The sequence below is a fragment of the Solwaraspora sp. WMMB335 genome, assembly GCF_049179075.1.
In the GTDB taxonomy this organism is placed as follows: domain Bacteria; phylum Actinomycetota; class Actinomycetes; order Mycobacteriales; family Micromonosporaceae; genus Micromonospora_E.
The window spans coordinates 1,490,340-1,503,407 of record NZ_JBMHMF010000001.1 but is presented as its reverse complement, the minus strand read 5'-3'; the positions used below and the strand labels follow the sequence as shown (position 1 = coordinate 1,503,407).

Genomic DNA, 13,068 nt, shown 5'->3' with positions numbered 1-13,068 from the left:
CGGTTCATGCGAAGAGGCAGAGCAAGAACGGTGACGGTGGCCGCCGGGGTCGCCGTCATCCTCGCCGTGACGGCACTACCGGCCGTCGCCACACCTGACGAGGGCTACTCACGCGTCTCGCCGAACGCGATCGTCGGGGCCGGGCCACTGGGCGAACGGCAGGGAGCCTTCCTCAGCGGCGCGGCCACCACGCCGGACGGGCGGGCGGGCGTCGACGCGGTCGCCGACATCCGGGAATACTGGACGCCGGAGCGGATGCGCGCCGCGACCCCGCCGCAACGAAACAGGACGCAGCGTGACGCCGGCACCGACACGGCCGGTGCCGGCACGGAGACGCCAACCGGCAAGCCGATGAGGACCGCACCGACGCCACCGTCGGCGGAGGCGATCGCCGAGGCCGCCCGCGCCGCCGGTGCGTCGGTATCACCGGCCGCGGCAGCGTCGGCCGCAGCCGGCAAGGTCTTCTTCATCGACCCGATCGACGGGCGGGAACACGTCTGCTCCGGGGCGGTCGTGAGCAGCACGAAGGGCAGGCTGGTCGCGACCGCGGGGCACTGCGTACACGACGGTCTGTGGATGCAGGGTTGGATCTTCGCGCCCGGGTACGACAACGGAGCGCCGTACGGGTTCTGGATCGCGGAGAACCTCGCCGCCCGCACGGACTGGATCTACTACGCCAGGACGTCGGCGGACGTCGGCGTCGCCATCATGAGCGGTACACCGATCGCGTCCGTGGTCGGCGGTAACGGGTTGGCGTGGAACCAGCCGGTGGGGCCGGCGGTGACGGTCGTGGCCTACCCCGGGGGCATCAACACCCAGCGGGTCTGCGTGGGCGCCACCTACTCCGGGGGGTCCGGGCAGATCGGGATGAGTCCGTGCAGCTTCGCCCCGGGCGGCAGCGGCGGGCCGATGCTGCTCAACTTCGGCGTGCTGGGGTCCGGGCTCGGATACCTCACCAGCGTGGCGAGCCACATCTACGATCCGCTCCCAAACGAGGTCTACGGACCGTACTTCGACGACCTCAACGCCGGCCTCTTCTACTACGCCGAAGCGATATCGCCGTAGCGCGTCTTCACCGGGGCCGGTGGCGCCCGTCGACGGTGTCGCAGATGCGACGGGAGGTGCCGCGGATCGCCTGCGGCACCTCCCGTACCACTCGATCGTCGGCCGCCCGTCAGCGGCCGGCGCGGTGAGCTTGACATTGTCACTGTGACAAGGTCTTGACTGGTGGTCGGAGGTGGTCCCCATCGACTCGACACACCACTCCTCGCCGGACCCACGACTGCTTGACGCGCTGGCCGCCGGGGACTCGTCGACACGGCTGAAGGCGGCCCTGGCGATCGGTACGCATCCGCAGCCCGCGTTCGTCGACGCGCTCGTGGCCCGGTGCGCGATCGAGCCGGACTTCTTCGTACGCGACATGCTCACCTGGGCGCTGACCCGGCTCCCGTCGCAGATCACGGTGCCGAAGCTGCGCGCGGAGCTACACCGCGCACCCGCGCAGGCCCGTAGCCAGGCGTTGCACACCCTGTCCAAGATCGGCCACCGGGACGCCTGGCCCGCGATCACACCGTCCCTGCTGCGCGACGCCGACGACGAGGTGGCGCGCACGGCATGGCGCGCCGCCGTCGTTCTCGTGCCCGAGGAGGAGAAGAGGGCGCTGGCCGCGGAGTTGGCGACGCAGTTCGGCCGGGGTGACCGGGAGGTACGGCTGAGCCTGAGCCGCGCCCTCGCCGCGCTCGGCGACGTGATCGAGCCGATCCTGCGGACGGCGGTGACACATCCCGACGCGGCTGTGCGTGCGCACGCGAACGCCACCGAGCGTCTCCTGCGGGACCCGGACGCCGGATTCGACCTCGCCGTCGACGAGGCGAAACGGGTCGTCGCGCTCGGTCCGGAGCACGGGGAGACACCGGCGTGCTGATCGGCGAGGTGGCCCGCCGCTGCGGGGTGAGCGCCCGGATGCTGCGGCACTACGAGTCCCTGGGACTGGTTCGGCCGACGGGCCGCACCGTGGGCGGCTACCGGGAGTACACGCCCGACGACGTCCGACGGATCTTCTACGTGGAAGGTCTGCGGTCCCTGGGACTGTCGCTGCGCCAGATCGCCCGCACTCTCGACGATCCCGGATTCGCGCCGTCCGCGCTGGTCGGCGACCTCATCCGGAGAACAGAGGAACGACTGGACCGCGAGCGCGAGCTCCTCGATCGGCTCCGTACCGTCGACGCGGCCGGGCCCACCGGCTGGCGGGACGTCGCACGCCTCGTTGATCTCCTGCGCGGGCTGGGATCGCGCAGTGCCGCCCGCCGGCAGCAGGCGGTCCTGGCCCCGGCCGAGCAGACGGCGCCGATTCCCGCCGAACTGCTGGCCAGGGCGGTCCTGGCCGAATCCGATCCGAACGTCGCCGGGGCCCTGCGATGGGCCCTGGCACGAGCCGGCGGTGCCGCTGTGGCACCGCTGGCCTGCGGTATGACCTCCGACGACGTCGATGTCCGGCGGCGGGCGGTCGCGGCGCTCGCCGAGCTACCCGACGAGGAGGCGACCGCGGTGCTCACGGACGCGCTGGGGGACCCGGACCCGACGATCCGCAGACGCGCCGCTCTCGCGGTAGGCGCGCGGGGAGTCACCGGAGCCGTTGCGACGCTTCTCGCGATGGTGGTCGAGGGTTCGAACGACGTCGAGGCGGCCGAACTCCTGGGGGCGTTGGCGCGAGACGCGACGTGGGCCGAGCGGATCATGGACGCGCTGATCGACGAACTCGCGGCGCCCACCGCGGAATCGGCGGTACGGATGCGACTGACCCAGGCACTCGCCGAGATGCCCACAACCATCGCGCTGGACACCGTACGGCGACTGACCCACGACGACGACCGACCCGTGGCACTCCTCGCCGCTGCCCTGGTGACAATGCTCGACGACCAACCGGACCAGGAGAACCACGATGCCACCGACCGGTGACACCCGATCGGGCCGTCGGGGCGCCGTACCGCCCCACCGCCGTCGCGCCAGACCGCCGTTGCGCCAGACGGTACGGCGAGAACCGTAGGGCGACAGTCGACGCCGACCTCGGCGCACCACGGCTGGCGGCCATGGTGTTGTGGCATGTCAGCCGGCGCTGACCGCCAAGCAGCCGATCCTTTCGCCGCAGGTGAAAGGCGCGCCGACGGGCTGCCCGGTCGCGAGATTCCGCACGTGCACGCTGCCGTCCTCGCCGGCGGACACCACGACGAGACGACCATCGAGGTCGGCCAGCGTCACGGCGACCACCTCGCCGCGATGGCCCGTGTACGGTTGCCCGAGCGGCTGGCAGGTGGCGAGGTCCCAGACCCGCACCGTGGAATCGGCACCGCCGGACGTAATCACCGTCTTGCCGTCCAGCACGCCGGTGGCCAGGCAGTAGATCGGGCCGGCGTGGACGTCCCAGGACCGGGTGTCCATGCCCTGCCCCATGCGGGGATCGCGCAAGCTGGCGGTCAAGTTCCCGGGTGATCAGGTCACGGATCCGGATGGTGGCGTCGATCCCGGCGGAGGCAACGAGCGTGCGTCCACCCGTCTCCGCGACCGCGACCGCGACCGACCAGACCGGAATTGTCGGTGAACGGCGGGCCCAGGGGCCGGCGTCGCGTCAGGTCCCAGACGTGGACCGTACCGCCGTCGTCGCTGGAGGCCACCACCGCCCGCCCGTCGCCGACGGCGGTGACCGCCATCGCGGTGACGTCTCTACGGTGGCCCCGGTAGGCGGGCCGGACAGGACGGCCGGTGGCCAACTCCCACACGTGCACCTTGCTGCCGCCGGTGGACAGCACGACAGGTCGGCACCTTCGGAGCCAGGACATCACATTCTCCGGCATAGATCAGGTGCGCATCGGGGCAGGACCGCGTCAGGCAGGCACTTGCCGGCCGTCCGCCGGACACACCATCCGTTTCCCCAAGGATAGGTGACTGAGCCACGGACCAAGCCGTCGCCGAAGTCGGAGGTTGGAACCGCTTTCGGAGCCCTACGGCTCGTACGGCACGTACTCGACCCGTCTGGACCACTTCGGCCACAGCGGCATCGGCAGGCAACCCGCAGGACCCTCGTAGCCCGTCTCTGTTTCCCTGGTGCCGTCTGCAAGGATCACGACAACGCGGGAACGGCTTTTCCCGAACACCTCCACGACCCGGCCGGCCACCACCGACCTGACGATGTCCTCCAGAAACGCCAGGTCCTCCTCGCCGCCGCCGATCTCCCAGCGGCCGCCGACGTCGCCGACCTGAACGACGATCTGATCGCCAAAGTCCGCCCAGCTCACCGGGCGGGTTCCCACACGGCGGGGGACGATGTCGACCGAGATCCCCGCAGCGACCTCCGTGACAAGTACCTGTGCGCTATCCGACAACTCGACCGCCAGGGCCATGGCCAACCCGCGCGAGCCCGCCGCATCCGACGGCGGAGTCTCCCCGTCACTGTCATCCCGGACGCTTACCACGGGACAATCATCACCCGGGACTCTGCCCACGTCACCGGGCCGGTCTACCTGCTCCCGGGTCGGTGACGATCGTCTGTAGCGAGAGTCGTAGCTGTTCGGCGGCCGCTGGGCTGAGCCGGGCGAGAAATTCGCGCTCGGCGTCGTCGTTCGCCTCGATGGCCTGCCGGAGGGTCGCGTCGCCGGCGGCGGTCAGGCTCACGACGTTGCGGCGTCGGTCCTCGGCGTGCGGGTGACGCGAAACCAGGCCCTTGGTTTCCAACGCGTCCAGCAGCGCGACCATCGTCGTGCGGTCGATGCCCAACCGCTGCGCCGCCTGCTGCTGGGAGGCCGGCTCCCGGCCGGCGAGGACGAGCAGCACTCCTAGTTCGCGCCCTTCGATGCCGTACGGCGTCACCGCGTTCGTGGTCATTTCGGTCATCCGCAGATACGCGTGCTTGAGCAGGTAGACGAGATTCCTACGCAGTGCGGGCCCCGGCCCGTGGTCAGTCGACACCACGCCACTCTATCGCTAGACTGATCGTCAGCTACACTGACAATCAGCACCTCAACAGAAAGGAAGTCGCGATGATCCTGGTTACCGGAGGTCTCGGTTTCATTGGCTCTCACACCGTTCGGGCGCTGCTCGACCGCGGCCAGGGCTGCGTGCTGGTCCAGCGTCGGACCGGTGAGATCCCGGCCGACCTCGTCGACGAGAACGTGGCGATCGAGCGGGCCGACATCACCGATCTGAGCGCCCTACTCGCCGTCGGCGAGCGCCACAAGATCACCGGCATCGTCCACCTCGCGTTCTCCATGCCCTGGCCACCCGACCCCGGGCAGCCCGTCGAGCAGACGCGCAAGGCTCTGGGCAGCCTGCTCAACGTCATGCAGGCCGCCCAGGCATGGGACGTCGACCGGGTGGGCGTCGCCAGCACGATCGGCGTGTACTCGGGCATCGCCAGTGAGGGCCCGCTCACGGAGGACATGCCGTTGCCGATGACCGCACCCCACGTGATCCCGACCTTCAAGAAAATCGGCGAGTTGCTCAACGAGCACCTGTCCGGCGTGACCGGCATCGACGTCGTCAACTACCGCATCTCCGGCACCTGGGGCCCGCGCGACCCCCACGGCGCGATCTTTTTCGCCGCCCCCGCGCTTGTCCACGCCGCCGCCAGAGCAACCGAACCGGACCTCTCCACTCTCGTCGCACCCGCGTACGAGGAGGACTCACTCGACCTGTGCTACGTCAAGGACACCGGCCGGGCCATCGCACTCCTCCACCTCACCGACCGGCTCAACCACCACACCTACAACGTCGGCTCCGGTCGTGCGACTACCAACGCCGAGATCATCTCCGCAATCAAACAGGTCGTTCCCGACGCCCGGATCGACCTGCCCACCGGAGGGACCGCCCAGCAGACCTACCTCGACATCAGCCGCCTCCAACACGACACCGGCTACGCCCCGGAATACGACACCGAACGCGCGGCCGCCGACTACATCGCCTGGCTCCACCAGGGCAACGACCAGTGAATCAGCCCGGCGAGTGCGCCCCGCCCAGGGCGGTCAATCTTCCCGCAGCGAGACCCGGAGGCCGCCCTCGGCGGCAAGGCCCGGTCCCATTCGGGGTGAACGGTGTGGGCCGCCGGGTGCTTGAGCCGCCGTCGTAGGCGGTGCCGCCGTGGCCGGTCGGTGACGGGGGTCGATGGTGATCCCCGTAGCCGACTCACCTCCGGACGGGAAAGGGGGCACCGACGCTCGTCGGTGCCCCCTTCGTGGAGCCGGTGCTACTCGCTGACGACGACCATCCGACGTCGTCTGGCGAAGAAGAGCAGCGCTGCGCCGATCGCCACGACACCACCGCCGACCGCGCCGACGAGCGCGGCGTTGGCTCCGGTGACCGGCAGGTCACCGCCGCTGCCGCCGGTCGTCACGACCAGCCTGACCTCGCCGTTGGCCGGGTGCGCAGACCGCCGAGCCCCACGCCCGGGCACCAGCCGGCGGAGACGGTCCGCCCGTGGGTGGCGAGCCGTCGCCGCAGTTCGCGCATCCGTAGCCCGGCAGTACTACCTGACCATCCCCGACGGGCTGACCGAGGCCGCCCGTATCGACAGGCTCAACGAGTACGGCATCTGGGCGCGGATGGTGCTGCCGCTGTCCAAGCCGGCACCGGCCAGCCTGGCGCTGACAAAGCCGTTACGTTGACAGACCCCAGCCCGGAAGGGACCGCCCGATCTTCGCCAGGCTTGACGTCGCGTGTGTGGCGATCTCTCGGGGGATCTGCCGATCCCGGAACAGGCTGTCGAACGTCCACGAGAGGTCGACGCTCGTTTCTTGGCGCTGGACCAGCAGCCGTACCGGGTAGACCGAGGGCCGCCGCGGCGGGATCATGCGCTGTGGCTGGTACGGAAAAGGGTAGAAGGTGCTGAGCTTCCGGCGCACGTCGGCGAGGACGGTTCCGTAGAAATTCACGAGCACGTGCCCGGTGCGGCAGATCGTTTCCCACAGCCCGGCATGGTGAGCGCGGATCCGAGCCTGCGCATCCTCCCACGCCGCCGCCTTACCGCGGACCTCGTCGATCTCCTTCAGGTGCACGTCCGGGCTCGCGTCGGCGGGGAGCAGATGCGGGACCATCCGCGAGATCCAGCCCACGAGGTGGCGGGTGCCCGTTCGTCGACCGTGGTGCAACGTATCCAGCCGTGCCCACCGCAAACCGCACACCTCGAACATCGCCGACGCCAGCGCCGACAACAGGTACGCCTCAAACTCCCGCGATGTCGGTGCCGCCGGAAACGTCAAGGATGTCGAGAAGAAATTGTCGGTGCCGAACTCGAACATCGCCGTCGTGTCGACGCCGGCCGGCTGCGACACCTCCCGCCACGGGCGGTCGAGCCACCACGCCTCCGCCGGCGGCGCCGCGCCCACCGGCGGACCGGTACGCAGCGTGCTCAGATAGCTGGCGTAGCCGCTGCCCGGCGGGACGGGCGGCTGCGCATGGTCACCGTCGTAGGCACGTTGCAGTTCGAGGGCCAGCACGCCCAGCGACACCACGTCGCAGGAGAAGTGATGCACGGCCAGCACCAGGACATCGTCACCGCCGGTCCGTACCAGCGCCGCCCGAAACACCGGCCCCGCACGGAGGTCGAACGACAGCGCCATCCGCTCGAAGGCCACTGCGATGGCATGGTTCTGCGCCGCCTGCGGCACCGGGCCGATGTCGATGACCGTGAGAAGGTCCTCGTCATCCCGGGGCGGGGCCAGCACTTGGCGGTATTCACCGTCCGGTGTCCGGATCAGCCGGAGCCTGAGCGCGGCGTGGCTTCGGGTCAGCGACCTCAGGGCGGTACGAAGCCGCCGCTCGTCGAGACGCTTGCTACTGCCCAGGACCACCGGCAGCACGCTGCGCTCGGCATCGGCGAGTGATCGCCCTTCCAGCGATCTCGCCTGCGATGGTGTGAGCGGGTAGCTGTCCATGATGTCGACTCCTTGCGTAAAGATCGGTTGCGAGTCACGAGACCGGATGGTGCCCCGCCGGCACCGTCAACGGTGGGGTACCGGCTAAAGGCCGCACTCCCGGTAGGTGCGTTCGATCAGCGCCGCGTACGCCGCGGCCATCCGGGTTTGGCTGAACCGCTCGCGGTCGTCGGCGAACGCGCTGGCGAACTCGATCCGTCGGTCCATCGCCTCTGTCCAGGCCGAGGCGACGGCGTCCGGGTCCGCTGGAGTGACGAGGCCACGCCCGGCCACGATGGACGAACAATCGCCGACGTCGGTACTGACCGGGACCGCGCCACACATCGTTCCCTCGATGAGACACAGCGGCCCCGCCTCGCCGACGCCCGAGGTGAGCGACACCACATCCGCGCTGGCGTACACCGCTCGCATGTCGCGTCGCGGCCCGAGCAAGCGGAGCCGGCACCGCAGCCGGTCGGCGTTGGCGAAGGCGGTCTCAATGTCGTGGCGCAGCTCAGGGTTGCGCTCGCTCATACCGGCTCCGCACATGACCACCTGGCCACTCCGCTGCCGGGTCAGGAACCGGCGGGCCGCCTCCAGGAACAGCGGCACGTTCTTCATCGGGTCGTAGCGTGCGGCGAAAACCACCACCGCGGCCGTACGCGGCAGGCCCAGAGCACGTCGCAGCCGGCCGCGTTCCCTGGCGCCGGCCGGCCGGAACCGGCCCAGGTCGACCCCGTTGGGGATGACGTGCAGCAATTCGCCCGGAACGCCGGCCGCCTGGTAGGCCGACCGGGTGGCCTCGGCGCAGCACACGCCCGCGACCACCCGACCGCTGGCGACAGCGGTGAGCAACTCGGTCAGCGCGGCTCCCTGGTTCTGCGGATCGGAGCGATGCAGGCAGACGATAACCGGTTTGTCGGGAAAGTCGAGCTGGTTGACCAGGCGGAGGGGCTGTTCCTTCAGGGACAGGATGACGTCGGCGCGCATCGCCTGCCGGGCGGCTGCGGCCTGCTCGGCGGGGCCGATGGCGGGGTCCCGGCCAGTGCCGCCGAGAGCCCCGGTCAGGGCGGTGACCGGAACGTCGGCCGTGCGCAGCATCTGGTAACAGGCGTCGTCCTCCATGCGCTGGATCAGCGTCTCGCGCTGAATCCGGCGGTGCATGCTCAGGACCGAGTGGGACTGCCGGCCGGTGGACTGCAGCTCGGCCACCATGTTGCTGTGCAGCACCCGGGCTCCGCCGACGAAGAATCCTTCGTAGATCGACAACACGCGCGGTCCAGCGAATGCCGCAACGTTGTCCGGCCTGTCCACCGACCGGGAAAGAGCAGAAGAGGTAGCAAGATTGCGCTGCCGTCGGATGCCAGTCCGGGATGAAATCACAGCTGTACCCATGTCACTCCACGTACGATCGCCATGCCTTCCGGTTTCGCACGCCAATCGTCTACTGATAACAGGACAGCATGCTTGAGGAAAGTCTGAGGATCTGCTGAGTTGACGTACAGTAAGTAGTCCCAGGTCTCGTGGGTGATGCGGATCGTGGGCACGCTGACGGTCGGCGTGGCCGGCTGCGGCGGTGCTGTCGTGATGGCGGGGTGGGTGTCAGCCGGCCTCGGGAGGTTGGGCCCAGGCGCGCAGGTCGGCGGCCGATGCGGTCCAGGGCAGGAATCGTTGCAGTTCGGAACCGGTCAGTGGCTTTGCGTCGTGGCGGCCGCAGGCGTCGAGGTAGGCGGTGAGGTAGGTCAGGACGTTGAGGCCGGTCTGTTCGGCGGTCGCAGTGACGGTCCAGATGGTCGCGGCGAGGCGGGCGGCGTCGTCGGTGCGGGAGTCGTAGGCGTTCTTGCAGGTCACGACCGGCCTGCGGGGCGACCTTTCCGCAGCGTTGCTGTCCAGGCTGATCATGGGGTAGTCGCGGTGCGCGGCCAGGCCGTCCCATTCGGCAAGCTGAGCGTCGAGTGCTTGACGTACTTGACGTACGTCCCCGCCTGCGGCTTGCTTGTCTCCAAGAGGACGAGGAGGCGCCCGATGTCGATCGCGCACTCTGACAGCTACACCGAGGCGCGCGCGCACTTGAAGGATCTGCTGGACGCGGCCGAGCGGGGTCGCGTGGCTACGGTCAGGCGGGACGCGGCGCGGACAGCCGTGGTGGATGTTGAACGCCTCCGCTTCTCCCTCGCATCGCCTAGCACACCCCGCGCGCAGGTCGTCGCCGAAGCGGGCGAATGGTCGGTTTTCATCCCTGGCCTGCCCATCGCGGGGGATGGCGAGACGTTCGACGAGGCGATCACCGAGATGATCGTGGCGCTGCGCGAGTACGCCGAGGACTGGCAGGAGCACCTCTCGACGCTCCGAACCACCGGAACAACTGGGCGCTGGTACAGATGATCAGTCTCAGCGACGATGATCAGTTGCGGGACTGCCGCGTCGAGGACGTGCGGCGTCATGGTGAGAGTTGCGAGCCCCTGACGGTGGCGCGGCTGGGCGCACTGCTCGTCGGCGCCGACGAGGCGCGACGGTGGCGGTTGGTGGCGGAGTTTCTTGAGGAGTACCGCTGGGAGCCGGCGCAGGAGCGGGCCGTTCTGCTGGAGCAGGAGCCGGCTGTCACCGGCGATGAGCGCTGGGACGTGTTTCTGGCCGCGTTGACGGAACACCTGGCAACCAAGGAGGGTCGCGGGGCACCGGCATGGGTGGAAACACGATCATTGCGCCGGTTCTGGTTCCCGTTCAACACGCGGGCCGCGCGGGTCGACGCGGTGGTGCACGCCCCGGCGGCGTTCCGCCGTCGCGGAGTCTACGTCTCGCCGCAGGAATTGAACGTCGCGTGAGCGCCGATGATCCGCTGCTGGACCGCGCGGCGATCGAGGACGCCTTCCGCCGGCTCGGAGATCGCCTGCACTGACGACAGCACCTGTTTGGTCATACAGGTGCTGTCGGCAAGTGAATGACGGGTCACATGTCTCCTCGTCACTGCCGAGTTTCGCTACGGGCGAGCACGATGCTGGTCCGGCTCGACGGCGAGCCGAAACGCCTTCCTCCACGGAAACGCGGCTTGCCGGTCGGTGCCGGTGCCTGGTGGGTGTGGTGTCCAGTCGTCGTTCGGGCCGGAGATGACCCGGACGCCTTCGGCCCGTAGGTCGGCGATGGAGCGTTGGAAGGGTGCACGGGCGGCCAGCGCGGCGTTGACGAACGGCACGATGACGGTGGGGACACCGCGTCCGATCAGCTCGGCGGTTGAGGTGAGCGGGTAGGTGTCGGCGACGCCGCAGGCGAGCTTGTTGACTGTGTTGTACGTCGCGGGTGCGATGATCACCGCGTCCACCGGTGGCAAGGTCCGCCGACCGCCGACGTCTGAAGTCTGGTATGAGCTGCGTACGGGGTTGCCGGTCAGCCCGGTGACGGCGGAGGCGTCGATGAAGTCGAGTGCACTGGTGGTTGCGACGACCGTCGTCGCCCACGACTGCTCCTGTGCCGCTTCAACGAGTCGGAGAACATCGGCGGCGGGCCCAGCACCGCACACAACAATCCGGAGGTGCCCTGAGGTCACAGCCGAATCCCTGCATTGGCGGCGAACTCGGTGACGTGGCTTCGTAGGTGCCCGCGTGACAGAGCGGCGAGGTTCTCGACGATGCGGTGCACCGCCGGGCGGGCACAGATCTCCTCCGGCGCGATCCCGAAGGCGGTCCGTAGCGCTGACAGTCCCTGCTCATGACGTCCCCACTGGGCGTACGCCTGTGCGACGTCGACGAACAAGGCTGCTTTGCGTTCCTTGAGGATGATCTTGTCGATCTGTACCTGGCGAGCGTAGGTGATGGCGGTGCCGGCGTCGCCGAGGGCGAGGGCAACGTTGACCCGGTGCTGCAGCACGTTGGTAGGGCCGAAGCCGGTCCACCGGTCGTTGCCGTCGTGCCCCAGCCGGTTGGCGGCCTGAGTCGCCTCGTCCAGCATGGTGGCGGCAACGTCGCGGTCTTCGATCCTTGCAGCGGCGATCGAGCCACGGAGCAGGAGCGCGCCGTAGACGGCGAGGGCGTGTTTGGAGTCGAGCCCGGTGACGTCACTGACGGTAGTGGCGGATACCTGCGCGAAGGTGACAGCTTGTCGGGTGTGGCCGTTGCTCATCAGCGCGTGGGTCATTATCCGTGCACTGGTGCCGATCGCGAGAGGATCGCCGCTGTCGAGTCCGTATCGGGTGCTGCGCTCGGCTGCCACAAGCGCCATCGAGGTGTCGCCGTGCTTCAGCAGCACGCTACCGACGACGTGGTAGAGGTCGGCGGCGAGTGCATCGAGTACGGAACGCTCGCTGGCCTGCTGCGATCTCGCTGCGGTGAAGGCTGGGAGGAGGGTTACGAGCCGGTCGAGGGTGCGCCCGTAGCGGCATGCCTGGTAGTCACCCTTGACCTGAGCGACCTGGGCGGCGAGGTCCTGCACGGAGATGGGCGAACCAGGTCCGGCAGCATCACGGCCGGGAGACAACAGCACGTCGAGCAGGTGCGCCACGGTCGGGATCGCGGCGGCGCCTTTGACAGCCGTATCGGTCAGAAAATCTCTGCGCCGCACGTTCTCATCCTGGTCAAGATCGGGATTGCCTCCGCCGTCAGTATGAGCCAGACAACCGGCGTGGAGTGCGACGAGGGCAGCTGACTGACCCGTGGGTGCACCGCTGGTGCTCGCATCGCAGAGCTGTGCGAAACGCTGACGAGCCTCCGCCGACGCTTGGGCCAGGACGGTGTCCAGCGCCGCCTGCATCTCGGCACGCAACTGGATGTCACGGCCTCGACTGCTCCACTTCGCCACGGTACGTCGCGCTGCCCCGAGATGCTCGGCGAAGTCGGTCACACTCATTCGTAGTGCCTTGCGTAGCGCGTTCGCTTCCCAACCGGTCCAGGCACTCACGGTCGTCATCTGCACGTCCTTTCGACGGGCAAAGCTCAGGTGCGTGCCGCTGATCGTAACCGTACGTAGGTTCACGGACGTGCACCGTCAGTGCACCGTGCGGACATTTCCGCTGAGGGTTCAACCGGCCAACCTGGACATGTGGCCCCGCCGCCGTGCACGCCTTTGAGCTGCGGCGGCGGGTGCCGGGCGGCGGCTCGGGGTTGACGTGGAGAGCCACCTCGGGTCGCCGCCCTTCCAACTCTCGTTGAGGGGGCAGCGTGTTCGGGAAGTGGTT

The 13,068-nt window shown here is 69.0% G+C and carries 17 protein-coding genes; 7 read left to right on the top strand and 10 right to left on the bottom strand.

Annotated elements, in window-relative coordinates:
* The first annotated feature begins 6 nt into the window (after window positions 1–6).
* From ACN27F_RS06035 to ACN27F_RS06025, 3 genes are all read left to right on the top strand, one after another.
* Window positions 7–1,065, top strand: coding sequence for a trypsin-like serine peptidase (locus tag ACN27F_RS06035; RefSeq protein WP_421431616.1), 1,059 nt, complete (start codon window positions 7–9; stop codon window positions 1,063–1,065).
* Between the two features lie 181 nt (window positions 1,066–1,246).
* Window positions 1,247–1,924: a HEAT repeat domain-containing protein gene (locus tag ACN27F_RS06030; protein WP_421439998.1), complete on the top strand. Its 678-nt coding sequence runs from the start codon at window positions 1,247–1,249 to the stop codon at window positions 1,922–1,924.
* Window positions 1,918–2,958 carry a MerR family transcriptional regulator gene (locus ACN27F_RS06025; RefSeq protein ID WP_421431615.1) on the top strand — a complete coding sequence of 347 codons (1,041 nt, stop codon included), beginning with the start codon at window positions 1,918–1,920 and terminating at the stop codon, window positions 2,956–2,958. The genes ACN27F_RS06030 and ACN27F_RS06025 overlap by 7 nt, the downstream gene beginning before the upstream one ends.
* Before the next feature lie 147 nt (window positions 2,959–3,105).
* Here the strand turns inward: ACN27F_RS06025 and ACN27F_RS06020 are convergent, their stop codons facing one another.
* From ACN27F_RS06020 to ACN27F_RS06005, 4 genes are all read right to left on the bottom strand, one after another.
* The gene (locus ACN27F_RS06020; RefSeq protein WP_421431614.1) at window positions 3,106–3,477 is read right to left on the bottom strand and encodes a WD40 repeat domain-containing protein; all 372 of its coding nucleotides are present in this window, start codon (window positions 3,475–3,477) and stop codon (window positions 3,106–3,108) included.
* Between the two features lie 17 nt (window positions 3,478–3,494).
* The gene (locus ACN27F_RS06015; RefSeq protein WP_421431613.1) at window positions 3,495–3,806 is read right to left on the bottom strand and encodes a hypothetical protein; all 312 of its coding nucleotides are present in this window, start codon (window positions 3,804–3,806) and stop codon (window positions 3,495–3,497) included.
* A gap of 192 nt (window positions 3,807–3,998) precedes the next feature.
* On the bottom strand, window positions 3,999–4,397 hold the full coding sequence (locus tag ACN27F_RS06010) for a hypothetical protein (RefSeq protein ID WP_421431612.1): 399 nt from the start codon (window positions 4,395–4,397) through the stop codon (window positions 3,999–4,001).
* Window positions 4,398–4,500: 103 nt separating this feature from the next.
* Window positions 4,501–4,962, bottom strand: a complete 462-nt coding sequence (locus ACN27F_RS06005; RefSeq protein WP_421431611.1) for a MarR family winged helix-turn-helix transcriptional regulator — start codon at window positions 4,960–4,962, stop codon at window positions 4,501–4,503.
* Window positions 4,963–5,033: 71 nt separating this feature from the next.
* On the opposite strand from ACN27F_RS06005, the gene ACN27F_RS06000 reads away from it, so the two are divergent.
* A complete protein-coding gene (locus ACN27F_RS06000) occupies window positions 5,034–5,981 on the top strand; it encodes an NAD-dependent epimerase/dehydratase family protein (RefSeq protein ID WP_421431610.1) in 948 nt (315 codons plus the stop codon).
* Window positions 5,982–6,235: 254 nt separating this feature from the next.
* Here ACN27F_RS06000 and ACN27F_RS05995 read toward each other — a convergent pair whose 3' ends face one another.
* Window positions 6,236–6,382, bottom strand: coding sequence for an LPXTG cell wall anchor domain-containing protein (locus ACN27F_RS05995; protein WP_421431609.1), 147 nt, complete (start codon window positions 6,380–6,382; stop codon window positions 6,236–6,238).
* Between the two features lie 19 nt (window positions 6,383–6,401).
* On the opposite strand from ACN27F_RS05995, the gene ACN27F_RS05990 reads away from it, so the two are divergent.
* Window positions 6,402–6,653, top strand: a complete 252-nt coding sequence (locus ACN27F_RS05990) for a hypothetical protein (RefSeq protein WP_421431608.1) — start codon at window positions 6,402–6,404, stop codon at window positions 6,651–6,653.
* Here the strand turns inward: ACN27F_RS05990 and ACN27F_RS05985 are convergent.
* The 3 genes from ACN27F_RS05985 to ACN27F_RS05975 form a co-directional block, all read right to left on the bottom strand.
* Window positions 6,645–7,922, bottom strand: coding sequence for a condensation domain-containing protein (locus ACN27F_RS05985; RefSeq protein WP_421431607.1), 1,278 nt, complete (start codon window positions 7,920–7,922; stop codon window positions 6,645–6,647). The two genes, ACN27F_RS05990 and ACN27F_RS05985, sit on opposite strands and share 9 nt — an antisense overlap.
* Window positions 7,923–8,006: 84 nt before the next feature.
* Entirely contained in the window at window positions 8,007–9,173 is a 1,167-nt protein-coding gene (locus ACN27F_RS05980) for a glycosyltransferase (protein ID WP_421431606.1), read from the bottom strand.
* Window positions 9,174–9,503: 330 nt separating this feature from the next.
* Window positions 9,504–9,941 (bottom strand): IS66 family transposase, encoded by a 438-nt coding sequence (locus ACN27F_RS05975; protein WP_421431605.1) that lies wholly within the window; start codon window positions 9,939–9,941, stop codon window positions 9,504–9,506.
* Between ACN27F_RS05975 and ACN27F_RS05970 the strand changes: the two genes are divergently transcribed.
* Window positions 9,927–10,286, top strand: a complete 360-nt coding sequence (locus ACN27F_RS05970; protein WP_421431604.1) for a type II toxin-antitoxin system HicB family antitoxin — start codon at window positions 9,927–9,929, stop codon at window positions 10,284–10,286. The two genes, ACN27F_RS05975 and ACN27F_RS05970, sit on opposite strands and share 15 nt — an antisense overlap.
* Window positions 10,283–10,726: a hypothetical protein gene (locus tag ACN27F_RS05965; protein WP_421431603.1), complete on the top strand. Its 444-nt coding sequence runs from the start codon at window positions 10,283–10,285 to the stop codon at window positions 10,724–10,726. Before ACN27F_RS05970 ends, ACN27F_RS05965 begins: the two co-directional genes overlap by 4 nt.
* Before the next feature lie 155 nt (window positions 10,727–10,881).
* Here the strand turns inward: ACN27F_RS05965 and ACN27F_RS05960 are convergent, their stop codons facing one another.
* Entirely contained in the window at window positions 10,882–11,445 is a 564-nt protein-coding gene (locus ACN27F_RS05960) for a flavoprotein (RefSeq protein WP_421431602.1), read from the bottom strand.
* The gene (locus tag ACN27F_RS05955) at window positions 11,442–12,800 is read right to left on the bottom strand and encodes a hypothetical protein (RefSeq protein ID WP_421431601.1); all 1,359 of its coding nucleotides are present in this window, start codon (window positions 12,798–12,800) and stop codon (window positions 11,442–11,444) included. The genes ACN27F_RS05960 and ACN27F_RS05955 overlap by 4 nt, the downstream gene beginning before the upstream one ends.
* Window positions 12,801–13,068 lie beyond the last annotated feature (268 nt).